19 protein-coding genes and 1 tRNA gene are annotated in these 25129 nt (G+C 71.0%); 9 read left to right on the forward strand and 11 right to left on the reverse strand.

Going from position 1 to position 25129, the window contains the following annotated elements:
- Positions 1-34: 34 nt before the first annotated feature.
- Together ABZ261_RS07195 and ABZ261_RS07200 are read right to left on the reverse strand one after the other, a co-directional pair.
- The gene (locus ABZ261_RS07195) at positions 35-394 is read right to left on the reverse strand and encodes a co-chaperone GroES (protein ID WP_356856203.1); all 360 of its coding nucleotides are present in this window, start codon (positions 392-394) and stop codon (positions 35-37) included.
- 55 nt (positions 395-449) lie between these two features.
- Positions 450-779 carry a DUF3618 domain-containing protein gene (locus ABZ261_RS07200; protein WP_356856205.1) on the reverse strand — a complete coding sequence of 110 codons (330 nt, stop codon included), beginning with the start codon at positions 777-779 and terminating at the stop codon, positions 450-452.
- A gap of 103 nt (positions 780-882) precedes the next feature.
- Between ABZ261_RS07200 and bcp the strand changes: the two genes are divergently transcribed.
- Positions 883-1350, forward strand: coding sequence for a thioredoxin-dependent thiol peroxidase (gene bcp / locus ABZ261_RS07205; protein ID WP_356856207.1), 468 nt, complete (start codon positions 883-885; stop codon positions 1348-1350).
- 39 nt (positions 1351-1389) lie between these two features.
- A tRNA-Leu gene (locus ABZ261_RS07210) sits at positions 1390-1472 on the forward strand.
- Between the two features lie 7 nt (positions 1473-1479).
- Here ABZ261_RS07210 and rdgB read toward each other — a convergent pair.
- Positions 1480-2082 carry an RdgB/HAM1 family non-canonical purine NTP pyrophosphatase gene (gene rdgB / locus ABZ261_RS07215; RefSeq protein WP_356856209.1) on the reverse strand — a complete coding sequence of 201 codons (603 nt, stop codon included), beginning with the start codon at positions 2080-2082 and terminating at the stop codon, positions 1480-1482.
- Between the two features lie 42 nt (positions 2083-2124).
- A complete protein-coding gene (locus ABZ261_RS07220; RefSeq protein ID WP_356856211.1) occupies positions 2125-3453 on the reverse strand; it encodes an SGNH/GDSL hydrolase family protein in 1329 nt (442 codons plus the stop codon).
- Between the two features lie 197 nt (positions 3454-3650).
- Between ABZ261_RS07220 and ABZ261_RS07225 the strand changes: the two genes are divergently transcribed.
- Positions 3651-4964 (forward strand): DUF445 domain-containing protein, encoded by a 1314-nt coding sequence (locus tag ABZ261_RS07225; RefSeq protein ID WP_356856213.1) that lies wholly within the window; start codon positions 3651-3653, stop codon positions 4962-4964.
- Positions 4965-5024: 60 nt separating this feature from the next.
- On the forward strand, positions 5025-6563 hold the full coding sequence (locus ABZ261_RS07230) for an MFS transporter (protein WP_356856215.1): 1539 nt from the start codon (positions 5025-5027) through the stop codon (positions 6561-6563).
- Positions 6564-6566: 3 nt separating this feature from the next.
- On the opposite strand, the gene ABZ261_RS07235 is transcribed toward ABZ261_RS07230, so the two are convergent.
- Positions 6567-7160: a DUF2269 family protein gene (locus tag ABZ261_RS07235; protein WP_356856217.1), complete on the reverse strand. Its 594-nt coding sequence runs from the start codon at positions 7158-7160 to the stop codon at positions 6567-6569.
- A 151-nt stretch (positions 7161-7311) separates the two neighbouring features.
- Here ABZ261_RS07235 and ABZ261_RS07240 point away from each other — a divergent pair, with 151 nt between their 5' ends.
- A complete protein-coding gene (locus tag ABZ261_RS07240; RefSeq protein WP_356856220.1) occupies positions 7312-8271 on the forward strand; it encodes a helix-turn-helix domain-containing protein in 960 nt (319 codons plus the stop codon).
- A gap of 138 nt (positions 8272-8409) precedes the next feature.
- Here the strand turns inward: ABZ261_RS07240 and ABZ261_RS07245 are convergent, their stop codons facing one another.
- A complete protein-coding gene (locus tag ABZ261_RS07245) occupies positions 8410-8712 on the reverse strand; it encodes a hypothetical protein (protein WP_356856223.1) in 303 nt (100 codons plus the stop codon).
- Positions 8713-8873: 161 nt separating this feature from the next.
- Here ABZ261_RS07245 and ABZ261_RS07250 point away from each other — a divergent pair, with 161 nt between their 5' ends.
- Together ABZ261_RS07250 and ABZ261_RS07255 are read left to right on the forward strand one after the other, a co-directional pair.
- Positions 8874-9299, forward strand: coding sequence for an Hsp20/alpha crystallin family protein (locus ABZ261_RS07250; RefSeq protein ID WP_356856225.1), 426 nt, complete (start codon positions 8874-8876; stop codon positions 9297-9299).
- A gap of 380 nt (positions 9300-9679) precedes the next feature.
- The gene (locus ABZ261_RS07255) at positions 9680-10171 is read left to right on the forward strand and encodes a DUF2267 domain-containing protein (RefSeq protein WP_356856227.1); all 492 of its coding nucleotides are present in this window, start codon (positions 9680-9682) and stop codon (positions 10169-10171) included.
- A gap of 144 nt (positions 10172-10315) precedes the next feature.
- On the opposite strand, the gene ABZ261_RS07260 is transcribed toward ABZ261_RS07255, so the two are convergent.
- The 5 genes from ABZ261_RS07260 to ABZ261_RS07280 form a co-directional block, all read right to left on the reverse strand.
- The gene (locus tag ABZ261_RS07260; RefSeq protein WP_356856229.1) at positions 10316-12187 is read right to left on the reverse strand and encodes a DUF1998 domain-containing protein; all 1872 of its coding nucleotides are present in this window, start codon (positions 12185-12187) and stop codon (positions 10316-10318) included.
- The gene (locus tag ABZ261_RS07265; RefSeq protein WP_356856231.1) at positions 12184-15417 is read right to left on the reverse strand and encodes a helicase-related protein; all 3234 of its coding nucleotides are present in this window, start codon (positions 15415-15417) and stop codon (positions 12184-12186) included. Before ABZ261_RS07265 ends, ABZ261_RS07260 begins: the two co-directional genes overlap by 4 nt.
- The gene (locus ABZ261_RS07270; protein WP_356856233.1) at positions 15414-17318 is read right to left on the reverse strand and encodes a UvrD-helicase domain-containing protein; all 1905 of its coding nucleotides are present in this window, start codon (positions 17316-17318) and stop codon (positions 15414-15416) included. Before ABZ261_RS07270 ends, ABZ261_RS07265 begins: the two co-directional genes overlap by 4 nt.
- Positions 17315-22099 (reverse strand): DEAD/DEAH box helicase, encoded by a 4785-nt coding sequence (locus ABZ261_RS07275; protein WP_356856235.1) that lies wholly within the window; start codon positions 22097-22099, stop codon positions 17315-17317. The genes ABZ261_RS07270 and ABZ261_RS07275 overlap by 4 nt, the downstream gene beginning before the upstream one ends.
- A gap of 142 nt (positions 22100-22241) precedes the next feature.
- Positions 22242-22451: a hypothetical protein gene (locus ABZ261_RS07280; protein ID WP_356856237.1), complete on the reverse strand. Its 210-nt coding sequence runs from the start codon at positions 22449-22451 to the stop codon at positions 22242-22244.
- 261 nt (positions 22452-22712) lie between these two features.
- On the opposite strand from ABZ261_RS07280, the gene ABZ261_RS07285 reads away from it, so the two are divergent.
- The gene (locus tag ABZ261_RS07285; protein WP_356856238.1) at positions 22713-22991 is read left to right on the forward strand and encodes a hypothetical protein; all 279 of its coding nucleotides are present in this window, start codon (positions 22713-22715) and stop codon (positions 22989-22991) included.
- Positions 22978-25128, forward strand: a complete 2151-nt coding sequence (locus ABZ261_RS07290; RefSeq protein ID WP_356856240.1) for a helix-turn-helix transcriptional regulator — start codon at positions 22978-22980, stop codon at positions 25126-25128. The genes ABZ261_RS07285 and ABZ261_RS07290 overlap by 14 nt, the downstream gene beginning before the upstream one ends.
- Position 25129 lies beyond the last annotated feature (1 nt).

Consider the following 25129-nt stretch of genomic DNA (forward strand, 5'->3'; position numbering starts at 1 on the left):
CCGGACGCTGCGGACGCTGCGGATGTCCCGGGCGTCAGAGGTACAGGCCCGTGGAGTCCTCCGACCCCTCGAACCGGTCCGCGGCGACGGCGTGCAGGTCACGCTCGCGCATGAGCACGTACGCCACGCCCCGCACCTCGACCTCGGCCCGGTCCTCCGGGTCGAACAGGACGCGGTCGCCGGGCTCCACCGTGCGTACGTTCTGGCCGACCGCGACGACCTCGGCCCAGGCCAGCCGTCGCCCGACCGCCGCGGTGGCGGGAATCAGGATGCCGCCCCCCGTCCGCCGCTCGCCCTCGCCCGTCTCCTGCTTGACCAGGACCCGGTCATGCAGCATCCGGATGGGCAGCTTGTCGTGATGGGGAGTGCTGTGCTCGTTTCTGTTGGCGCTCACGCCTCGAACCTACCTGCCTTCACCCGATCCGTACGCGGCCGGGTCGCCGCGCGCTTCAGCCCCTGCGCCGGCGGGACCCGAGGGCCAGCAGCCCCACGACCCCCACGACGACCAGCGCGACGGGCACGACCCGCTCCAGACGAGGAGCGCCCTCGTCGTCCACGAACCGCGCCCGCACCTCGCTCACCACTCGGTTGACCTGCACGTACGCCCGTCCGACCGTGTGATCGACGTGGGCGACGACCTTGGCCTTCGCATCCCCGGCGATCGTCTTCGGGTGCACCCGCACCCCGATCTCGTCGAGCGTCTCGGCCAGCACTTCGCGGCGGCGCCTGATGTCCGCCTCGATCTGCGCCGGGGTTCTGGTGTCCGCCGTGTCCGCCACCGTACGGCCTCCGAAGTCTGCCGAAGTCTGCTGATGCTCTTCCGGACAGTCTGTCAGCTCGGGGCCGCGCCGCACCGCAAGGCCCCCCGGTTACGCTGGTCCGATGAGCGAGCGACTCCAGCCCGGGGACGTTGCCCCCGCCTTCACCCTCCCCGACGCCGACGGCAACGAGGTGTCCTTGTCGGACCACAGGGGCCGCAAGGTCATCGTCTACTTCTACCCGGCCGCCCTGACCCCCGGCTGCACCAAGCAGGCCTGCGACTTCACCGACAACCTGGAGGTCCTGGCCTCCGCCGGCTACGACGTCATCGGCATCTCCCCCGACAAGCCGGAGAAACTCGCGAAGTTCCGCGAGAAGGAGTCGCTGAAGGTGACCCTCCTCGCCGACCCCGACAAGCGGGCGCTGGAGGCCTACGGCGCCTTCGGCGAGAAGAAGCTGTACGGCAAGACGGTCGTCGGCGTCATTCGCTCCACGGTCGTGGTGGACGAGGAGGGCAGGGTCGAGCGCGCCCTGTACAACGTGAAGGCCACCGGCCACGTGGCAAAGATCATCAAGGATCTGGGCATCTGAACGCGCTGCCCGGCCGCTAGCATGGCCGGGCAGCATCAGGCGGCCGTGGTGGAATTGGCAGTCACGCTGGGTTTAGGTCCCAGTGGGTAACTCCCGTGAGGGTTCGAGTCCCTCCGGCCGCACCGCAGTTCAGCCCAGCAGCTCCCGCACCACCGGCACCAGCGCCCGGAACGCCTTGCCCCGGTGGCTGATCGCGTTCTTCTCCTCGGGGGACAGCTCGGCGCACGTCCGCGTCTCGCCCTCCGGCTGGAGGACGGGGTCGTAGCCGAAGCCGCCCGTCCCGGCCGGCTCCCGGCGCAGCACGCCCCTGAGCCGCCCCTCGACCACCCGCTCCGTGCCGTCGGGCAGCGCCAGCGCCGCCGCGCACGCGAAGTGCGCGCCCCGGTGCTCGTCGCCGATGTCCGACAGCTGCGCCAGCAGCAGTTCCAGGTTGGCCCGGTCGTCGCCGTGGCGGCCCGCCCAGCGGGCGGAGAAGATGCCGGGGGCGCCGTTCAGGACGTCGACGCACAGCCCGGAGTCGTCGGCGATCGCGGGCAGCCCGGTGGCCCGGGCGAGGGCGTGGGCCTTGAGCAGCGCGTTCTCGGCGAAGGTGACGCCGGTCTCCCGGACGTCGGGGACGTCCGGGAAGGCGTCCGCGCCGACCAGTTCGTGGGGCAGCCCGGCGTCGGCGAGGATCGCCCTCAGCTCGGTGATCTTTCCGGTGTTGCGGGTGGCGAGGATCAAGCGGGTCATGCCCGCCAGTATTCACCGCCCCGCCGCCCGGCCCCGCCCCGGCTACAGCCGCGCCTGCTCCGCGCCCTTCAGCGTGCGCAGGTCGAAGACCTCGGCCATCCTCGCGAAGCCCAGGTCGCTGGGGTGCAGATGGTCGCCGGAGTCGTACGCGGGACGCAGCCGGCGGGGGGCGTACGGGTCCCGGAGGGCCCGGTCGAAGTCGACGACCGCGTCGTACACGCCCCCGGCCCGGATGCGCGCGTTGACCTGCTGCCGCACGGCCTCCCGGGCCGGCGTGCAGCCGCGGTGCCCCTCGAAGGGCATCAGGGTGGCGCCGACGACCTTCAGGCCGCGGGCGTGCGCCTCGCGCACGAGGGTGCGCAGACCGGCGACGATGCGGTCGGCGGCCGGCCGGCGGCCGCGCAGGATGTCGTTGACGCCGAGGTCGACGACGACGACCTTGACGTTGGGGCGGGAGAGGGCGTCGCGGCGGAAGCGGCCGAGTCCGCTCTGGTTCGCGGCGGGCCGGCCGGGGCCGTCGGCGAGCACCTGGTTGCCGCTGATGCCCTCGTTGACGACGCTGTAGCGCGGCAGGCGCTGCCCCCGCACCAGCGCGCCGCGCAGCCGGCCGGCCAGCAGGTCGGGCCAGCGGTGGTTGGCGCCGGGGGTGGAGGTGATGCCGTCGGTGATGGAGTCGCCGAAGACGACGACGGTGCCCTCGGCCTCGTCGCTGAGGACGTCCAGGGCGGTCACGTACCGCCAGAACGGGGTGCGCCCGGTGTACGGGATCCCGGTGGCGTCCTCGGTGCGGTCGCCGGTGGCCAGATAGGACACCTGGCGGGCGTGGCGGTGGTAGGTGACCGGGCCGGAGGGGGTGGGGGAGTAGGTGGTGACCAGGACGTCGCTGTCGCGCGGCACGGCGAGGCGCACGGCGTCGCTGACGGTCTGCCCGCCCGCGGGGACGACCACGCCGGCGCTGCCGCCGAAGGTGAGGCGGCGCATCGTTCCCGCGTCGGCCGCGGCGGTGCCGTCGCCGGCCGCGAGGGCGAGCGTGGCGTGGGTGATGGTCAGCGGTGTGCGGCCGTAGAGATTGGACAGCGTGATGCGGGCACCCGTACCGCCGGCGGAGGTGTGGACGACGTTGCGGACCGAACGCCCCGCGAGGCCGGCCGCCTCGGTGCCGGGTTCGCCGCCCACCGGGGCGGTGGCCCAGGCGCCGACCCAGGTGCGGGTGGAGGCGGGGTCGGCGGGGCCGCGGTGCGGGCGGTTGTCGGCGAAGGTGCCGCCGGGGGCCGGGTCGCCGGCCGCGACGGTGACGTAGATGCCGGCGGACAGGGCCACGACCAGGGCGGCGAGTGCGCTCAGGACGGCATAACCATGACGCTTGGTCACGCTGGTGTTGTTCTCCTCGGGAGATGGGAGCCCGAGGCTCCGATCTTGTGCACCCATGATGCGTCATGGGCCGGGGAGGTCCGACAGGACCCTGTCGGGAAAACCCCCTCCAGACAGACGCCCGGAACGGCCGCTGCGTTCCTGATGTCGGTCAGGAAGGGACAATTGTGGGCGGGATCACCGAACGGATGGAGCTGATGGAACCTACCGAGACGGGAACGCCGGGGCGGGGCGCGTCGTACCGGACCATGACGGCGTTCACCCCGGCCGACGAGGAGCGCCGGCGCGGGGTGCGGCGGATGAAGCTCACGGCGACGGGCATGCTGCTGGCGGTCGCCGTGATCTACGTCCTGGCGAAGACGGCCGGGCACGCGGGGGCCGGGGCGTGGACGGACTACGTGGCGGCGGCGGCCGAGGCGGGCATGGTGGGCGCGCTCGCCGACTGGTTCGCCGTCACCGCCCTGTTCCGGCATCCGCTCGGCCTGCCCATCCCGCACACAGCGATCATCCCCACCAAGAAGGACCAGCTGGGCGTCTCGCTGGGCGAGTTCGTCGGCGAGAACTTCCTGTCCGAGGACGTCGTACGGCAGCGGCTGCGCACGGTCGGCATCGGCAGCCGGCTCGGGGCCTGGCTGGCCGAACCGGAGCACGCCGACCGGGTGACGGCGGAGCTGGCGACCGCGCTGCGCGGCGCGCTGACCGTGCTGCGGGACGCGGACGTGCAGGCGGTGGTCGGTGAGGCCGTCACCCGGCGGGCCGACGCCCAGGAGATCGCGCCGGGCCTCGGCACCATGCTGGAGAAGATCGTCGCCGACGGCGGGCACCGGCGGGTGGTGGACCTGGTGGTGTCCCGGGCGCAGGACTGGCTGGTGGTGCACCGGGACGACGTGATGGTGGCGGTGGAGGGCGGTGCGCCGGGCTGGACCCCGCGGTTCGTGGACCGGAAGGTCGGCGAGCGGGTCTACAAGGAGCTGCTGCGGTTCGTCACCGAGATGCGGGACATGCCCTCGCACCCGGCCCGGGGCGCGCTGGACCGTTTCCTCACCGACTTCGCCGCCGACCTGCAGTCCGACACGGACACCCGGGCGCGGGTGGAGCGGCTCAAGACCGAGGTGCTGCGCCGGGGCGAGGTGCAGGACCTGATCGCGTCCGCGTGGACGGCCGTACGGTCGATGATCGTCACGGCGGCGGAGGACGAGCGCAGCGAGCTGCGGCTGCGGGTGCGGCGCGCGCTGCTGTCGCTGGGCACGCGGATGGCGACCGAGCCGAAGATGCAGAACAAGGTCGACAGCTGGGTGGAGGGCGCGGCGGTGCACGTGGTCACGACCTACCGCAAGGAGATCACCTCGCTGATCACCGACACGGTGGCGGGCTGGGACGCCGAGCACACCACCCGCAAGATCGAGGCGCACATCGGCCGCGACCTGCAGTTCATCCGGATCAACGGCACGGTGGTGGGCTCCCTGGCGGGCCTGCTGATCTACGCGGTCTCCCGCGGGCTGGGAGCGTGAGCGGACTGTTCCGGCGCGGCCAGGGCACCCGATAACCCGCCTTCGAGGAGGAGGGAGCCCATGAGCACAGCGCAGGCCGAGACCGGCCGGACCATCACCACCACCATTCCCGCCCGGCTGGACCGCCTGCCCTGGTCCCGGTGGCACTGGACGATCGTGATCGGCCTGGGCACCGTCTGGATCCTGGACGGCCTGGAGGTCACGGTCGTCGGCAACATCGCCGGCCGTCTGGCGGAGCCCGGCAGCGGGCTGTCGATCACCTCCGGGCAGATCACCGGCATCGCCGCCGCGCTGTACGTCGCGGGCGCCTGCCTGGGGGCCCTCTTCTGGGGCCGGCTGACCGACCGCTTCGGCCGGAAGAACCTCTTCATGATCACCCTGGCGGTGTATCTCGCGGCGACGGCGCTGACGGCCGTCTCGTGGGAGGCCTGGTGGTTCCTGCTGTTCCGCTTCCTCACCGGCTTCGGCATCGGCGGCGAGTACGCGGCGATCAACTCCGCGATCGACGAGCTGATCCCGGCGGACTACCGCGGCCGGGTGGACCTGATCATCAACGGCAGCTTCTGGCTCGGCGCGGTCGGCGGCTCCCTGCTGTCGATCGTCGCCCTCGACACCGACCTGCTGGCCAGGAACGTCGGCTGGCGCCTCACCTTCGCGCTCGGCGCCGTGCTCGCCCTGGTCATCCTGCTGGTCCGGCGGCACGTGCCGGAGAGCCCCCGCTGGCTGCTGATCCACGGCCGGGACCGTGAGGCCGAGGAGATCGTCTCGGACATCGAGCGCACGATCGAGGCCGAACGAGGCGAGCCGCTCCCCGACCCCGAGGGCGAACTGGAGATCCGCCGGCGCGAGAACGTGACCTTCCTGGAGATCGCCCGCACGGTCTTCGGCCGGTACCGCAAGCGCGCCGTGCTGGGCTTCTCCCTCTTCATCGGCCAGGCGTTCCTCTACAACGCCATCACCTTCGGCTTCGGCGCGATCCTGACCAAGTTCTTCGACGTGCCCTCCGACCGCACCGGCTACTACTTCGCCGTGATCGCGGTCGGCAACTTCTTCGGCCCGCTGGTGCTGGGCAAGCTGTTCGACACGGTCGGCCGCAGGATCATGATCTCCTCGACCTACCTCCTGTCCGGTCTGCTCCTGTTCGGCACGGCCTGGCTGTTCGACCGGGGCTCCCTGGGCGCCGGCACGCTGACGGCCTGCTGGTGCGCCGTGCTGTTCTTCGCCTCCGCGGGCGCCTCCAGCGCCTACCTCACGGTCTCGGAGATCTTCCCGATGGAGACCCGGGCGATGTCCATCGCCTTCTTCTACGCCCTCGGCACCGCAGCCGGCGGCATCAGCGGCCCGCTGCTGTTCGCCGACCTGACGGGCACGGGCCGGGTCGGCGACACGGTCCTCGCCTTCTCGATCGGCGCGGCGCTGATGTGCGCGGCCGGGCTCGTCGCGGCGGCCCTCGCGGTCAGCGCCGAGCGCCGCTCCCTGGAGGACGTCGCCCGCCCGCTGACGGCGGTGGCCGGCCGGGCCAAGGCGGCGGCGAAGAACGCCCGGCCGTCCGGCACCGGCCGCGGTCCCTCGGCGCCGCCGGCGGCGAGCAGGCCGTGACGGTCAGGCGCCCGTGGTGGAGCCCGGCCGGACGATCATCAGAACCGTCACCGTGGCCCACAGCAGGTTGAACATCCCGGTGAACATGGCGAGCCGCGCGGCCCGCCCGGCCCCCGCCGCCCCGCGGCGGAGCGGAGGCCGGGCGGGCCCGGCCGTACGGGCGGCCGGCGCGGTGCGGTCGGTTCCGGCGGCTTCCTCGCGGAGCGTGGCGTGTCCGGGGGACGGGGTCTGCCCGGGGGACGTCGCCCGGGCCGTTGCGGCCGCTTCCTCGAGGAGCGCGGTCTGCGCGGGCAGCACCAGCGCGGCCAGGACGACGGCGGCGAGGGCCGTCAGCACGATCGACGCGATCAGCCACGCGCTGCCGAGGACGCCCATCCCGCTCGCCGTGGCGAAGCCGAAGACCGGGACGACGACGCCGACGACGGCGTAGACCCGGCAGATCCGGTGCAGCAGCCGGAGCGTCGCGGCGGCGCTCTCGTCCTGCGGTGCGGCGAGCGCGCGGCGCGCGGCGGGCGGGAACATGCTGGCGGCGACGGCGACGGGGCCGATGGCGAGGATCGCGGCGAGCACGTGGACGGTCAGCAGGAACTTGTTCACGCGGGGACGGTACGGGCGGCGGCGGCCGCCCAGAAGTGGCGGGACTGCCAGCAACCAACGGATTCTCGCCAGCCGTACGGCCAGGGCCCGCCGTCCCCCCGTGCTGCTGGACGCGGTTGGCGGCAGGCCGTCGTACGGCTAGGTTCCTGCCATGCACACCGTCGCCGTGCTCGCGCTGGACGGGGTCATCCCGTTCGACCTGTCCGCCCCCGTCGACACCTTCGGCCGGGCGCGGCTGCCCGACGGCCGGACGCCGTACCGGGTGAAGGTGTGCTCGGTGCGGGAGGAGGTCGGCGCGGGAGCCTTCACCGTGCGGGCGCCGTACGGCCTCGACGCACTCGCGGACGCTGGCACGATCGTGCTGCCGGGCGTCGCGGAACCCCCCGAGGCGCTGCCCGGGGCAGTCGCGCAGGCCCTGCGCGAGGCCGCGGCGAACGGCACGCGCATCGCGTCGATCTGCGTGGGCGCGTTCCTCCTGGCGGCGACGGGCCTGCTGGACGGCCTGCGCGCGACGACCCACTGGGCCGCGGCCACGCGCCTGGCCGAACGGCACCCCGAGGTGACCGTCGACCCGAACGTCCTCTACGTCGACAACGGCCAGTTCCTCACCTCCGCCGGCGCCGCGGCGGCCCTGGACATGTGCCTGCACATGATCCGCAAGGACTTCGGCTCGGCGGTCGCCGCACACGCGGCCCGGATGTCGGTGATGCCGTTGGAACGGGAGGGCGGGCAGGCCCAGTTCATCGTCCACGACCTGCCCCCGGCTCCGGCGGGCGCGACCCTGGAGCCCCTGCTGGCCTGGCTCGAGGAGCACTGCGACCGCGACCACACCCTGGACGAGATCGCGGCGCGGGCCGGCATGAGCGCGCGCACCCTCAACCGCCGGTTCCGCGAGCAGACCGGCACGACACCGCTGCAGTGGCTGCACCGGGCGCGGGTGCGGCGCGCGCAGTACCTCCTGGAGGCGACGGACCATCCGGTGGAACGGATCGCCGCCCGGGTGGGGTTCGGCTCGCCCACGGCCTTCCGGGAACGCTTCCGGAAGGTGGCGGGGACGAGCCCGCAGGCGTACCGGCGGGCGTTCCGGGCGGGAGCCGAGAGGGCGTCGTAGGGGCGCGGGCGGCCCGCGGGCGGCGTCGTGCGTCGGTGCCGGATGCGGGATGGCCGGGTGCGGGGTGCGCTGGACGCGGGGTGGCCGGACGCGGGGTGGGCTGGACGCGGGGTGCGCCCCGGGGATCGCCCCGCCGGTCTACGCCTTGCGGTCGGCCACGGCCCAGGAGGCGAGGGCCACGGCCCCGGCCACGCCCAGGACGGACGGCCAGGCGCCGACCTTCTTGGCGAGCGGGTGGGATCCGGCGAAGGCGGCGACGTACGCGGCGGTCAGCGCACCCGCGGCCGGCCCGCCGGCCCGCCTGCGCCACTGCTGTGCCGCGGCGGCGCCGGCGACGGCCAGGACGGCCCCGCCGAGCTGCCGCTTCCTCGTCCAGCGGGCGACGCCGTAGCCGCCGACGAGTCCGGTCGCGGCGACGATCGAGCTGGGGATCCTGGCCATGTCTGCCTCCTGTGCGGCACGCGCGGGTCTGGGCCGAGGTTAACGCGCCGACAACCGGACGAAACGAACCTGAGTCGAGGCTTGTCAAGTTTCCAGCGGAGAGTTATATAAGAAGTCGAAGGGCATCGCATTCCAGCCCCCGAGGAGAGGAGTGACCTGTGATGCTCATGCGCACCGACCCGTTCCGCGATTTCGACCGACTCGCGCAGCAGGTCTTCGGCGCCAACGCCCGGCCGTCCGCGATGCCGATGGACGCCTACCGGTCCGGTGACGAGTTCCTCGTCCACTTCGACCTGCCCGGCATCGACCCCGAGACGATCGAGCTGGACGTCGAGCGCAACGTCCTCAACGTCCGCGCCGAGCGGCGCAGCCCCGCTCCCGAGGACGCCGAGATGCTGGTCGCCGAGCGGCCCACGGGTACCTTCACCCGCCAGCTGTTCCTGGGCGAGACCCTCGACACCGACCGCATCGACGCCTCGTACGACGCCGGCGTCCTGACCCTGCGCATCCCGGTGGCCGAACAGGCCAAGCCGCGCCGCATCCAGATCAGCGGCGGCGGCGAAGGACGCAAGCAGATCAGCGGCTGACGACGGGCCGCCCGCCCGGCCGTCGGAACCCGACGGAAGACGGCGGCCCCGGACCGACCGCCGAAGCGGTCCCCGCCGCCGTGGCCGCCGCCGACCCGCCGCCGATCTGCCGCCGACCGCACCGACGCGTCCCGTGGCCCGAGCGGGGCCCGGGACACGGTCGCCTGCCCGCGGCACCGAGCCGGCACCGGCGCCGCGCCGCACGGGCCACCGGCGCCGCACGCCGCGCCGGCCGCCGCACGCCGCGCCCTCGCCGCACGCCGCACCGGTGCCGCACACACCTCATGCCGCACATTGGCCGAACTCCCGCTCATGCCCGCTGCATTACGGGGTACCGGGCTCTCGGTGCCCCGAAGTGTCCCGGAGGAGGAGCCAGCACGATGACCGTGACGACCCCGCAGCCCAGAACGACCATTCCCGCACCCGCCCCGTCCCTGCGCCCCCGCGCCGACGTCAGGGGCGCGGTCGAGGACGCCGGCTGGCTGGAGCTGACCGAGGCGGTGCGTGAGGCGGGCCAGTACCCGACGAGGGCGGAGGCGGAGAGCGTCACACGGATCGTCCTCTCGGCCCTGGGCGGCCATGTGACCGGCGAGGAACGCGTGGCCCTGGCCCAGGCGCTCCCCCTGGAGGCGGGCCGGGTGATCGCCTCCCAGATCCCGGCGACCCACCCGCTCACCGCCCGTGAGTTCGTCGAGTCGGTGGCGACCCGCATCGACGGCTCGACCCCGGCGACGGCACGCTGGGACGTCAGCTCGGTCCTGAGCGTCCTCGCGGACCGGATCGGCGAGGACCTGACGACCCGCGTCCTGAACCAGCTCCCGCCCGGCTACGCCCTCCTCTTCGGCCGCGCGGAACTGGCGGCGACGGCGTAGACCGCACCGGGATCGGGCATCGTTCGTCGGAGTGAGCCCTCGCGACGGCCTTCGTGACAGAAGCTCCGGTCAGGAGATCGAAGCGTGCCCCAGTGTGCGGGAGGGCGGGGCGGCCCGGTTCCTGCTGCCCCGCCCTCGCGCCACTCATCCCCCTGGGGTGAGCGCCCTTCGGAAGAAGCCCACCTCGGGATCGTCCGGCGTGCCGACGAGCAGCGCGCGGTCGAGCAGGATGTTGTTGTGCTCGCAGCTCGTCTCCGGGAGCATCACGCACGCGTGACAGGCGGCCAGGTTGGTCCCGTCGGCGCCGGACGTCTCGGCCTCTAGACATAGGGGGTCCGCGGAACACCACTCGGCGCGACGTACGGCCGAACGGATCGTCTCGCTGAGGCGCTCCGGCTCGCCCTGCGCGACCAGTCCACCGAGGCTGCCGGCCGAGTCGCTCGTCGCCGTGTACACGAGCACGCCTGCCATCTCGTCGTCGGCGTACAGCCGCTCTCGCAGGGACGCGGCCGGGTAACCGGACTCCAGACTCCATTCGTTGATGAGGACATGCGCGAGGGTGTGCAGCAGCACAAGGCGTGGGGTAGCCGGGGACGCCACGGCCCGGGTGGGATCGTCGGCCCGCTGATCGAGCATCCGCTGATGGGCGCCGCGCATGCGCTCGCCCCGGTCCACCACCGCGGCCTGCTTCTCCCATGCGCTCAGTCGCTCCTCGTCCAGGCGGAGGAAGACGCCCTCGCCACGGACCTCCATGGCCGGCAACCAGCGCAGGGGCTTCTCGGAGAGCGCCATCTCCTTCGCGTCGGTCGTCGACTCGGCGTCGACGAGCCGGGTGAAGGCCTTCAGGGCCCGCACCTCGCGCAGCTTCTTGACCAGCATCGGGCCGGTGACACCCAGCGGTTCGAGCACGCTCCGGTCACCGAGTGGGGTCTCGCAGACGAACTGCTCGTCACGGGAGTGCTCGCTCTCGTCGTTGCCGGCGCGCAGGCGTTCGTACTCCTTGTTGCGCAGGGCGCGGTAGCGGTGGTCGAAGGACTTGGCCGCGTCTCCCTCGGCCTCCTCCTCGCGTTCCGCGTCGAGCAGGGTCATCACCTCGTCGAGCGAGAGCGGACACCGACCCTTGAACGCGCCCTGCAGATAGATGCCGATGTGCTCACGGTTCTCGAGGTGGCGAAGAGCCTCCCAGTGCTCCGCCAGCGGATCCGCGCGGCCGCTGCTCCACGGCGGGATGGAGAGCGCCGACTTCAGCACCGGCTGCCACACCGAGGAGGAACCGCGCTGCAACGTCCGCAGGGGACGCCCGCACTTCTGGGCCGGGAGGGAAGCGCCGAGCCAGGGACGGGTGCCGCGGCACGTGAGCCCGAGATCCTTCAACGCGCTTCTGCGGAAGGAACCTTCCATCGAGACCTCGGGCACCTTCCCGCAGGTGCAGGAGACGAGGATCGAGCGGAGCGAGGAGGTACGCCCGGAGGTGCGCATCCTGAGCCTGCCCCCACACCCCCCGGACACCCCCGATCCACGGTCGGACGAGCGATGCACCCACTGCCAGTAGGGGAACTCGTCGAGGTGTCCGGCCTCGCAGGCGACGACGAAGCGGGACGGGACGAGGTCCGCCTCGCACGTGCCGCAGACGCTTCTACCGGGCGGTGGAGCGAAGTCCCGATGCCTCTGCAGCTCGTTGCATTCGGGGCAGGAATGCATCAAGGGGAAGCGGCGCACCCGCAGACCGTCATTGCTGTCGTCGTCGGACGCCGGCGGCAGACGGAAGTGATCGACCCCGAGCAGCCGTTCCAGGCGCCGCTCGTGGATGCGGGGTGCCTCGCGGTCGTTCCAGCTGCGGTCGGCCTCGTCCAGTCCCGAGACGATGAAGGACTCGTGATCGACGGCGACGAGCGAGCCGACGCCGTACGTGGTGATCGCCTGGGCGCGCCGGACGGCGCCGCGCCGCGGCAGGTTGTGGGCGGGCGTCGAGCCGTTCGCTCCGGTCCGGCGGCGTCTCGCGGGCGGCGGGGTCATCGGGTTCCCTCCATGAACAGGGCGGACTCGGCGTCGACGTCGCGCAGGCTCCACAGCGTGCGGTACGGCTCGGTGGAATCGTCGTCGTACGGCCTCAGGAGTGCGGGCGCACGGCTGCCCTTCTGCGGTTCGAAGAGCAGCTTGTTGTGGATGTCGGCCTCCTCGAGCCACCAGTCGACGAACTCGTCGAAGTCCTTCTCCACGCTGGCGGCCTCCTCCGGAGTCACCGCGCGGACGCGCTCCAGCAGCAGCTTCTTGATGCGCCCGCGAAGGACGCCCTCGTAGGCCTGGATCCTGCCGGCGCCATCGTTCGGGCGGGCCTCGGGGACCAGGATGCGGGCGAGGGCGACGATCACCGCGTGCAGGCCCCGTTCGCGGGCACGGGCGGAGAACGGGGTCACGGACGTGGACTCGACCTCGCGGTAGAGAGCCGAGTGGTAGTGCTGGAAGTTCTCGTAGTGAGAACGGTCCCGTGCGCGAGCGGAGTTGAGCATCACGGCGACCAGACCGGGATGGGCGCGCCCGACACGGCTCGTGGCCTGGATGTACTCGGCGGTCGTCTGTGGCTGGCCCATCACGGCCATCAGACCCAGCCGGTCCACGTCAACGCCCACCGCGATCATGTTGGTGGCGAGCAGCACGTCCACGGTGTCCTCGTCGGGGAGCCGCTTCTCGATGCCTTTGAGGCGCGTGGGGATCTCGCTGGCGTCGATGCGGCTGGTCAGCTCCGAGTAGTTGGCGATCTGGCGAACCGTGACGCCCTCGCGCTCGGCGAGGACTTCCAGATAGGCCACGACGTCGTCGTGGACCTGGAGTTCGGCCGCGGACAACAGCCGCAGACTGTTGAAGTAACCGACGAGACTCCAGTACGCGTCGCGCACCTTGTCGTCGGTGTCGGCGTGCAGGGCCCGGTGCAACAGTGTGGCGTACGTACGGATGAGCAGCGTGGCCTGGCTGGTGCCGGGGGCCAGAAGACCTACGTAGCGTCGGCTGGCCTTCTCCTCGCGCGGAGTCTCCACGGCGAACCACGAGTCGCGCGCGTCAAGGCCGGCGGGCGGGAACTGTCGCACGTCACGGTCGAAGAGGCGGCGGCCCTGGTCGGCCGCTCGCCGGATGGTCGCTGTCGAGGCGATCACCTTGGGGTGGTCGGCCAGCGCGTCCACCGCCGTTTCGTACAGGCCCGTGAGCGTGCCCAACGGACCGGAGATCAGATGGAGTTCGTCCTGGACGATCAGCTCGGGGGGAGGGGTGCCGTCGTCCGGGTCGTCGCGGTTGAAGAGCGCGGACGTCGCCGGGCGCCAAGGCATCGAGGCGAACTTGTCGACGGTGGCGATCACGAGCGTCGGGCGCGCGTCGTAGACCGCCTGGTCGATCAGGTGGACGGGCAGTCCGTCGGCGAAGTCGCAGTCCCCGCCGGGGCAGCGGATGTACATCCGCTGGGCCACCTCGTCGACCTCGTAGTTCCGTGCGTCGAGGCGGGTCCCGCACCAGGGACAGGCATGCAACTGGACGGGGTTCTCGGTGGCGAGCCGCTTGTCGAGGTCGGTGCGCAGCTCGTCGAGTCTGGCGGCGGCCTCCGCCAGCGTGTTGGGCGTGGCCGAGCGGCCCACCCACATGCCGACGGAGAACTCCTCGTCGCCCAGCTCGGGCGTGCGTCGCCGCATGTGCTCCATGGCACAGAGCAGGATCGCCGCACGCTCGAACTGCTGCAGGGTGAGCAGCCGGAGCGTGTAGCGCATGAGGACGGTGACACCGCCGCCGCGCGGCCCCTTGCGGATGCGGCGCAGGAAGGACGTCAGGGCGATCAGCCCGAGGTACGCCTCCGTCTTGCCACCACCGGTGGGGAACCACAGGAGGTCGGAGATCTTCCTGTCGTCGTGTTTCGGGTCGTCGATGCCGGCCAGGCAGAGCAGCAGAAAGGCGATCTGGAACGGCCGCCAGCGACCGGCTGCCGGATCGGGGCTGCCGACGCGTCCGCCCTTCACCCAGGCGCTGCGCGCACGCTGGTCGGCCATGGCGCGGTTGGCGAGCCGGAAAGCCCTCATCAGATCGGGCTTGTCCCGCAGCAGCCCGATGCCCTCACGGATCCGGCCGAGCGCCTCGCGGCAGGCCTTCACCCGGTCCCGCGCGGGTCTCTCGTGCGGGCCGCCCACCAGAGCGTCCGCCTCGGCCGACTTGCGGGCGATCCAGTCCTCGTAGCCCGTGGCGAGTGTCTCCAATGCCGCCAGCACCTCGGCGTCGGACTTCTCGGCCAGGCCCAGCATGGACAGCGACGAGCTGTCGATCTCCGGGTTGGAATCGGTCAGCAGCACCTCCACGCTGGGCACGAACTCGGTGCGCACCTCGTGGACTGCGGCGTCGCGGGCTTCGGTCATCCCTATGGGCGAGGGCACCCAGTCCCACGCGGCGGCGCAGCCGTGTCCGACGGCGAAGGTCGGGGCGTGGCGGTGCAGCAGCCGGCTGGTGGCGATCTCGGGGTCGTGCGCGGCGGTCGGGGCGGGACGCTCGACGATCGCGCTGGAACCGTCGGCGGCCCGGACCCTCATGCCGCACTGGAACAGGGCGAAGGCGTCCTGGAGGTCCCATTCGCCGACCTTCTGCTTGTTGACCAGCGTCACCGTGATCGTGACCGTTCCCGTGCCGGGGTCGGGGCGGCGGACGACGACACGCAGTTGCGCCCTGTCGTCGAGATCCACCCGCATGTCGCCGACGGGGGTGGTGACGTCGATCGGGACGTCGGGGAGGTCCAGTTCCTTGCGGTGCCACCGCTCCCGCTGTTCGGCGGTGGTCCGGGCCTCGGCGCGGCGCGCCGGGATCGGATTGCCCTCGGCGTCGGTGGGCTCGTATACCGCGGCACGCGTGGAGACCACGATCGTGCTCGTCTCCGAGGCGACTGCGAACGTCAGCCCCATGGAAGAGGGCCGTCTGTCTCCCGAGACGCCCAGATCCTCGGTGCCGCCGGCCTCCTCGGCATCCCTACGAGCGGGCAACGGAGCAGCGTCCGGGCCGTCCTGTTCGGCGGAGTCCTCGCTCTTCCGCTCCTTGGAGGCACGCGGGTACAGCACGCCGGTCAGATAACGGTCGATCGGCGCGTCCTGGGCGAGAATCTCGGCCCGCTCCTCCGGCGTGGCGTCCTCGGCGGGGCCGAAGAGTTCACGACGTAGTCCCACGAGTAGTTCCTCGTCCCGCACCCGGTAGTGCTCGGAGTGCCGACCTGCCCCGTACGTCATGCGCCCTGCTCCTCGTTGTCTTCAGCGCGTCGAAACATGCCGATACCGGTCATCCGGGGCGCGATCCACACCCCTCGGTCGCCGAGGCCGGCGTTGGCGCCGGCGGCGACACCGCCCGCCACGGTCTCCAGAGTGTCGATCCGCAGGCCGTGGATCTCGTCGGGCCACCACGGGTCCCACGTCCGGTTGACCTTCTGTACCTGGAACAACCCCGTCCGGAACCGCTCCGACGCCTCTCCGATCTCACGCCCTTCGTGGATCAGTGCGTACGGCGGGCTCTGGGCCTCCCCCATCGGCAGGTCGTGGCGCCTGCGCAGGACCACCTCGTGCCCCGGGCGGACCCGCTCCAGGAGATACTCCTGGGTCGCCACGGCGTCCGACGCGTGGCCGGGCGGGACGTCCCGGCAGATGTCGCCGGCCTCCGCGACGATCCCGTACCTGTCGTACGACCGCCATCCGCCGATGTAGCGTCGGCCGTTCTTCCGACTGCCCGCTCTTCGGAACAGGGGCAGCTCGGGAGAACTCATGTGATAGAGGTCTCGTCGGGCGCGTGTCATCGCCACGTACAACGCTCGGGCTTCGGCGGGGAGGTCGAGTTCGTCCTTGTAGTGCTTGTTCAGCTCGGGGACGGCCGGGGGTGTCAGCACGATCACCCGGTCGAATTCCAGGCCCTTGGCGCGGTGCACGGTGGAGACGACGACCCGTGCGGTCTCCGGGTCGGCCGCCTCGTCGGGGAACCGGCCGTCGCCGACCAGGCGGCGCAGTCTGGTCAGGTCGAGCGCGGTGCGGCCGGGCGAGCGCGTGGCGCGCCGCAGTACGGTCCACAGGGCGGCCGGGTTCGGTTCGTAGGGCAGCGGTATCTCCGCGAGCAGCGACCGGAACCGGTCCTCGGTCAGACCGTTGGCCTCGGTACGGCGCAGCAGCTCGGCCACCCAATAGGGCACCGGCCGCTCCTCCAGGGGACGGCGCAGTCGGTGTTCGACGCCGTTCTCGTGGAGGAGCTGCGACACCACCAGCGCCTGCCGGTTGTCGCGGGTGAGGATCGCACAGGTGTCGTCGAGATCCCGCAGACCCTGCAGCGTGTACTCGTCGGTGAGGTCGCCGTGCGCGTTCACCGGGTCGAGGAGCAGGTCGCGCAGCTCGTCGTAGAGCCCAGTCGCCTCGTCCGCTTCCCGGACCCGCTGGAGTCGGGGACCGTACGGCAGAGCGAGCCGCGCCTCCGTGGTGACGGCCCGGAAGTTCTCCGTGAGGCGCAGTTCGACCAAGTCGTCGGGGAACGAGTACCGCAGCCACTCGAAGAACCGGCCGGTCTCGGCGTCGCGTTCTTCCCGATCCTCGATCTGGAAGCCGTAGACGGACTGGGCTGCGTCGCCCACCACGGTGAAGCCGCAACTGTCCTGGTAGCGGTCGAGCAACGCCTCCACCAGTTCCCGCCGGTCGCCCAGCAGGTCCTGCACCTCGTCGATCATCACGTGGGCGGGCGGCACGGAGTCGCCTGCCTCCAGCGCGCCCTTCTCGACCGCTTCGGTCGCGGCGCGGATCCGCTCGTCGAAGGAGACGCCACCCCACTCCCGATCCGGACAGGCCTGTGCCAGCACCCCGTACGCCCACGCGTCGAAGGTCTGGGCGCGCACCCGGCGGGCCCGCTCCCCGTGCCGCGTGATGCGTTCGCGCAACTCACGAGCGGCGGCTCGCGAGAAGGTGAGCACGAGGATGTCCGATGCCTCCAGCGCCTCGTCGGGGTCCTCGTGACCGCACAGCGCGTCCAGCCTGCGCACCAGGGTGTGCGTCTTGCCCGCCCCGGCGCCCGCGGTGACCAGGACGCGCGCGTCCCAGGGCTGCTCGACCACGGCCCGCTGCTCGGCCGTGAGCGGAGGGCTGTCGAGGTAGACGTCGGTCACGTGCGGCTCCAGAGGTGCTCGAACTGGTTGAACGCGAGCTGGGTGTCGAAGTTGGCGATGTTGTCACTGACGTTGAGGATCAGGCAGGTGTCCTTGCCGCCGTTCCTGGGGCCGCGCAGACCACGACCGATCATCTGCTGGTAGACGTTCCTGCTGAAGACCGGCCGCGCGACGACCACGACACGGGTCGACGGGGCGTCGAACCCCTGGGTGAGAACACCGTAGTTCGTGAGGACGCGAATGCGACCGTATCGAAAGTTCTCGATGCGGGTGCGACGGTCCTGCGCGCTGGTCGTCGAGTCCACGGCGGCGGACGGCACCCCTTGGTCGTTCAGCATGGCTGCCAGATACTTGGCGTGGTCCACGGAGGTCGCGAACAACAACGTGGGCCAGTCCTTCGGAAGTTCTGCCACCGATTCGACGATGCGCCGGCTGCGCTCGTGGTCGTCCGCGAGTCGCTGCTCGGCGGCGCGGGACAGCACCGCCATGCGCTCGGCGTGCGTCTTCTCGTCCCGGCTCAGCTCGATCCGGCCGCCTTCGAGCGTCCGGTGCTCCACCTGGGCGAGCATGCCCCAGTTCTGCAGGTCACGGTAGGGGTCGCCGGACGGGAAGACCCCCTCGTCGAGCCGCCTGTTGCCGAAGCGATTGATCAGCCGGCGGGTTTCGTCCTCATTGGTGTTGCGGAACGGGGTGGCGGTCAGCCCGAGCAGATGCCGGCGGGTCTCGTACTGGGTGAGTCCCAGCAGGCTCAGGATCTCTGTGTAGCGCTTCGAGATGGCGGTGTGAGCCTCGTCCACGATCACCAGCGCGGCCTCGCGCAACCACGCGTACTGGTCGGTGCCCAGGCACCTCTCCAGCTTGGCGTCGATGGCGACCACCAGGTGGGGGTGGTCGACGACGTTCCCGACCTCGTTGCTGTTCCACAGGCGGCTGATGGTGAGCGGCCGTTCCGCACCGACCTTGCTCCACACGAACTTCCAGCTCTGGACTGCCTGTTCGCACAGTTCTTCGGTCTGCGCGATCCACAGCAACGGACCCTTGAGATCGCCGACCCGCTTGACCCAGCGGATGACGGCCTCGGCGGTGACCCGCGTCTTGCCCGCGCCGGTCGGCAGCGACAGCATGCCACGCTGCGGGGCCAGCCGGTCGAGCATGGTGGAGATGTTGCGGACCAAATCCTCCTGGTAGTCGTGCAGGCCGGGAAAGTCCCGCGGGCCCTCCACGGTCTCGAACGGGGGCGGTGACGGAGTCCGCGAACCGGCGAACGTGATCGGCAGCTTCAGGTCCGAGACGAACCCGATGGCTGACGACGAACCCGCGTACGACATCGGAGCGTCGGGGAAGCGGGCCTGGATGTCGCGGGCGTGCTCCTTGAGCACGCCGTCGCCGTGTGCGTTGAACGCCATCTGGGCGATGCGACGAGGGGACGGCTCCACACCGCCGTTCGCCTGTAGTTCTGCCTCCATCAACCCCTCCGGGAGGCCTGCCCTGAGGGCGTCCGCACCGATCAGCAACTCGATCTTGGTCACGACGTCCTTCGCCTCACGCACGGCCTTCCGTGCCGCCTTCAGCTCGGTGTCGCGGGCCATGCGCTCCTGGTGCTCCAGCACCGCACGGCAGCCGACCGCGCCGAGGCCGAGGCCCAGTTCCCGGTCGATCAGCCGCAGCATCGGTTCGGGTTCCAGAGGCACGCGTACCTTGACGGTGCTGTCCTGGCGTACCGCGTCCAAGGGGGAGGTCTGGGTGCCGTTGGGGGTACGAGTGACCTCCTCCAACTCGGTGCACCGCTGCACCATGCTGTTCCGGTTGGCGCTGTTCAGCCGCTGCCGCAGGGCGGGGAACAGCTCGACCAGTGGCACGGGGTCGCCCTCCGCCACTTCGCGGGTCTCCCGACTGATCACCTCGGAGTAGCGCAGCATCCCCCACTTCTCGACCATCAGTTCGGCGTCCCCGGCGGTCGGCACGAGCAGCGCCGGGATCTGCTCGGCGCGCAGGGCCCGGTACTCGACCTCACCGACCGCGACGGTGATCTCGTCGTCGGGGCGGGTGCCCCACGCGTCGCCGATCCGGCAACGCGTCAGGAAGTCCTCGGGGAAGTCGGCACCGAACCGGGTCAACATCACGTAGGTGGTGCCGACGAACACGTCGTCCTCGCTGCGGGACACTTCCTCCAGGAGCGTGTTCCACCGGTCGGCGGGAACTTCCTCGACCGTGCCGGGAAGACGCAGCCTGCGGGCCTTCTCGGCGGAGATGTCGGCGACGGGCAGCACGTCGCGGTACGCGTCGAGCTGGGGGCCGACGGCTTCCGAGAGCGGCTTGACGCCCTTCGACGTGGCGACCGTGCCGTACTTCCGCAGCATCCATCGGATCGGGGACGTCACCGCCTGCCGGGTGCCGGTCTGGGCGCCGATCTGACGTGTCCAGTTGGCCACCACGGCGTCGTCGGGCAGTTCCTTCAGGAAGCGGGCACGGGACTCCGACGAGAGGGCGCGGAAGAGGTGGAGCGGGCCACCGATCGCGGCGCCCTCGACCTTCACCCGGTTCAGCGCGGGTCGTGGAGCGCTGTTGTCCAGAGTGCGCAGGTAGGAGGAGTGGACGGCCGCGCGGTACTCCTCGAACCATTCCTCGCCCGCCTGCGGCTGAATCCCACCGGCCGGCCGGTCCCGCAAGCCGACCTGGGAGAAGAAGAAGGTGTCGTCGGAGTGGAAGTGCATGTCGACGGCCACCTCGGGGTCGCGCTCGGCGTCGACCACGACACCGGGCAGCATGCAGTCCTCGATCGGTCGGAACCGCTTGTCGGCGGTCCGCACACGGAGCGTCGAACGGGGCTCGGGCACCCGTTCCAGGACCTTGTGAGCCAGTCGTCGGACGCCTGCCCGGCGGAAGAGCTCCCAGAACCGCAGCCAGTCCGAATCGGAATAGTGCTCGAAGCCCCGGTCGAGGACGCTGATGAAGCGGCCCTCGGCATCGGCCTCGCGGATGCCGAGAACGTTCAGGGCGTGCGCCAGCGACGGGTCCTGCGCCAGATCGGCGACCACGTACACCGTGGACTCGCGCAGCCCGTCCTGGTCGGCACGGCGGAACACCTTGCCGTGCACCGGGGCGACGAGACCGTGCTCCTCGGTGAGCACGATGCGGGCCTTCCGCGCCTCCTCGGCGAAGGGGGAGCCCTGCTCGATCATGTCCGCGAGGATGCGGACGGCCACGGCCGACGCCTGCGGCGTGCCGCGCTCCACCAGAGCCTCCAGCCATTCACGGACCTCGGCCCGCCCGTGCCCGGCCGCGGCGAGGATGTGCTCGACCTTTCCGGAGCGCAGGCTGTCGGCCTCGACGCTCGGATGCAGCCAGTCGGTGGGGCGGTCCGGGCACTCGTGCCACATCCGCAGCCAACGGGACAGCTTCCGGGGGTCCTTGTCGAGCCGTGGATGGACGCGAAGCGCTGTGGGGACGCGCAGGACACCGTCCTGATCGGGCAGTGACGGGCAGCGGCCGGCCCGCATCCAGATCTCACGGGTCAGGAATTCGTCGGCCCAGCTGATGGCTTCCTTGACACGACCCGGGAGCAGCGGCAGGTAGGCGGCCGGGTCCTCGGCGGGAGCCAGGGCGGGAAGGGAGTCGACGACCAGCTGCGCCGACCTTCTGATCATGTCCTGGTTGAAGGCCGAGGAGTCGAGCAGGTTCTGGCGGTCCTCGTTGGTCTTCCAGGCGCCGTTCAGGATGCCGCTCAGCGACATCTCGTACTTGGTCGGGAAGAAGGACCAGAACTTGCCGCGACCGCGTGAGCGCGGGCTGACGTACAGGCCGCTCTCCGGATCCCTCTCCAGGGCGGGGACGCCCCAGGACAGGTCGAGTGTGATGCGGTCGTGCAGCTCTCCGGCGTCGCCGCGGGCCGCGGGACCGGGCTCGTGTGTGACCGTGAAGACGCGCCACCGCTCGGTGGTGGAGGCCTTGTCGGTGCGCTCCTCGACCACGGTGTGCAGGTTGCCGGACCGGTCGGCGGTCAGTGTCCGGCGAGCCGCGGGCCTGGGTCGGCGGTCCTCCAGCACGACCTTCGCCACGTGCGGCGAGAAGAGCTGGAAGCCGATCGGGAACTCCTCTCGGGGTTCGCCGTGGTCCTTGCCTCTGGCGCCGTGCATGTCCCGGGCCAGCCGCTCGTCGGCCTTCGGGAGCAGGGGGAGTCGGACGACCGTGGTCGCCCAGGCGAGCAGCTCGTCGAGCACGGGGTCGGCGGCGCGTTCCGCCTGCATGTCGAGAGGGCGGGCCATGCGCAGGACGGGGGCGTCGAAATCCGGGCCGTAGCGCGCCGTCACACCGGGCACGGATTTGATCCTCTCGTAGGACCAGGCCCGGTTGAATCCGAAGCTGCCGCTGCTGCTGAAGAATTCGGGGGTGTCCGTCACCACGAGAACGGACTTCACGCCGACTCCGAAACGCCCGATCTGACCGCCGCGCTTCTTCGACATGCTCATTCGAAGAATCGTCTCCGCGCCTTCCGGGGTCACCGGGTTGCCCTCGTTCGCGCAGTACAAATGGCTGCCCGTGAGGACGACGTGGATTGTCCCTCCGGGTTCGTCCGCGATTTCGTCGGCCGCGTTCTGGACGAGTTCGAAAAGCTGCCGGTCACCGTATCCGCCCTGTGTGATACGGCGTTCGCCGTTGGCGTGCTCGGCCACGAGGCCGGGGTCCACGGCATAAGTCTGGAGGACGCGGGCGGACTGCTCGAGAACGGTTTCGATGACTGCGGAGGACGAGGACGGCACTGTTCTGGGCTCCTGGGACATGAGGTGGGCGGTGAGGGACGGGCCGGCCGCCGGCTGTCGGGACCGGCCCGTGTCGGTGTGGGTGCGCCGGGGTGTCGAAGAGAGCCTTCGAGGGGCCGTCTTCCCTGGTGCAGGCGCTGATGAGGACATGACGGCGGGGGTGTCAGGGTGTGCGGTCGGCCGTGTCGGGGGGCAGGTCCCGGACCACCTTCATCAGGTACGGGAAGCCCTTCTCGAAGTCTTCTTCGGACAGCTCGTACCCCTGCAGGATGCGCGTCACTTCCGCTTTGCTCTTTGCCGTCCGGATACTCAGCCCTAAAGCGCTGAGCTCCCGCTTCGAAAGCGGCAGGAAACCGCAGTCGTCCTCGTCCATGAGCCCTCCCCTGTTGCTTATTTTCGCGTGTTCGCACAGGGGCGTTACAGCCCAATTCCCCCGTGAAACGCAATGGTTCTTGTTTCGGGATTCTCTCCCGTTGCGAAACGCTAGCGGGTCCAGGGCTGGTGCCGCCAGCCCTTTCCCGAAACATCTTTCCGGTGCCGTTCCGGGGGTTCCGTGGACGCAATGGTCCCCTCGCGCTCCGGGCCTTATGCGGACGCATTTCTACCCCGGCCGATCGTCCTACCGGAATTCCGGATGTACGAGCGGGACGGCTTTCCCATCGTCGAAGAACGTAGCGGTGGAACGGGCCGGGTGCAAGGCGAACTGTCGTTCCCCTGTATGGAGTTGACGATTCCGCCTCTTCGCCTTGGGTTGATCGGGCGCAAAGCGGTCGATCCGGACAAGTCGGGCGGTGGTGCTGAGCGAGAGGATCGGGATCGTTCGGTCAACTATCGATTGACAAGATCGCCGATGTCAAATAGCGTCACCGTGACGGTCCGAGAGGAAGAGCAGGTGGCGCGTGGAGACAGGTGAGGAGTTCGGGCCGTGGCTGGCCCGGCAGCTCAAGCTAGCGGGGAAGACACAGGCCGAACTGGCCGAGGAGCTCGGCCTGACCCGAGCCGCTGTCTCCGCGTGGATCACAAGGAGGTCGACGCCACGCCCCACGGTGATGGCGGACATCGCCAAGGCGCTCGGCACGGACCTCGGCACGGTGCACACGCGTACCACCGACACGCAGGCCGGTCTCCCGGTGACGTGGTACCACCGTCCCGGCTACCCCGACGGCGGGCGGGAACTGGGCAATGCCGCCGCCTTCGCCTTCGACGCGGACGTACAGGTACTCGCACGAGAGACCTGTCAGAACAGCCTCGATGAGCGCTTGACGGAGAACGGTCGTCCCGTCCGAGTGCGCTACACCCTGCACGAGCTGACCGGCGAACACCTTGACGCCTTCCGCGACGCGATCCTCTGGAACGACCTCTTCCCGCACTACTCGGCCGTCTCCGAACTCGCAGGCAACCAGAAGGTCGGGCGGGTCGTGGACGCCGGCGTGCGCGACATGTACGAGAAGGGCCGTCTGGTTCTGCTCCGTGTCGACGACTACAACGCCTCCGGCCTCACCGGCGACGACTACGCGGACGGGAAGTTCGCCGCCGTGGTCAGGCGCCAGCTCGAGAGTCTCAAGTCCGGGCGTTCGGCCGGCGGTTCCTACGGCCTGGGCAAGGCGACGTTGTGGGCCACCAGCGCGCTCGGTCTGGTGCTCATCAACTCCACGCTCTCCGTGCCCCACGAGGGACGCACCGAGCGGCGGCTGATCGGCCGCCTGGAACTGCCGTGGCGGGAGGTCGACGGCCGCCCGTACGCGGGCCCCGCCTGGTTCGGGCGCCCCGATCCCGACTCGCCGGGCGCCGAGGTCGCCCGCTCCTGGTGGGCGGACGAGGAGACCGTGGCGCGCTTGCACCTGAGCCGTGAGAGCGACGAGCCCGGTACGTCCTTCCTCATCGTCGGTGCGCACGACGTGGCCAGCCTGGAGTCGAGCACGTCCGACCTCGACGACGACATCGTCGAGGAGGAGGGGGACGAGGACACCCGCGACATCCGCAGGATGCACAGACGACTCGTCCAGGCGCTGGGCCGTGACTTCTGGGCGGCCATGACCGGTGGTGGCGGCCGACTCCCCCTCCTGGAGGTGTCGGTCCGCGCTCTGCGCAACGACGGGGAGGTGGTGGTCGAGGAGACCAAGGTGGATCCTTCGGTCGAACAACCTTCCAGGACCCGCGCCCTGCGGGCCTTCTACGAGGGCACCACGGTGGACAGGCTCACGGAGGCCGGGCAGGTCGCGGTTCGCAACGTTCCCCTGAAGCTGCCGCTGTCGGGAGGTGCTCCCGGCGGCACGCTGGGAATCCACCAGGCGGTGCTGCTGGTCACCGAGGCGGCCGGCGACCACGACAGGCCGATCAATCAGGTGCATGCGCTGCGCGGCAACCGCATGACCGTCAGGAAGGCGACGGTCCCACGACTGCCGCTCGGGACCAACCCGTTCCAGGCTGTCCTCCTGGCAGGCGAGGCCGCCGGGGAAGCGGCCCCCTTCGCCAAGGAGGCCGAGGAGTTCCTGCGCGCTGCGGAACCCCCCGAGCACGACCGCTGGGGCCAGACGGAGGAGTTGACGCTGCGCTGGTCGCCCTCCGCCTACCGACGGATCGAGGGGCTGACCAAGGAGGTCAACAACGCCGTCAGGGAACTCGTCGCACGCCCGAGGCGCAGCAGCCGGGAAGGCGGCGAGGCGCTGCGCAAGGCGCTGACCGTGAAGAACCGATCGAAGGCGAAGGTGCCCACCGGCCCCGTGATCCCGGTGCTGAAGGGGCTCGATGCGACGATCGGCGATGCGGGCGAGTGGCGGATCACCGCCGAGGTCGGCATACCGCGCGGTGACGAGATCGTCCCGATGGTGCCGGTCGCCCTGCTGGACGTGCGCTCCGGTGGTCGCCCGAAGTTGGACTGGGCGGAGCTGGAGGCCGTCGAGGGCTGCGAGGTGGAGGACGGCACTCTCCGCTTCAGCCCCGGTGTGCGTCGTGCGCGGTTCCGGGGAGCCACCGACGTCACCAGCCACCCGGTCAGGACCGTGCTGACCCGCCTGGTGCTCGAACTGCGTGCCGGCAAGGGGGAGTGAC

This window comes from Streptomyces sp. NPDC006193, assembly GCF_040613915.1.
In the GTDB taxonomy this organism is placed as follows: Bacteria; Actinomycetota; Actinomycetes; order Streptomycetales; family Streptomycetaceae; genus Streptomyces.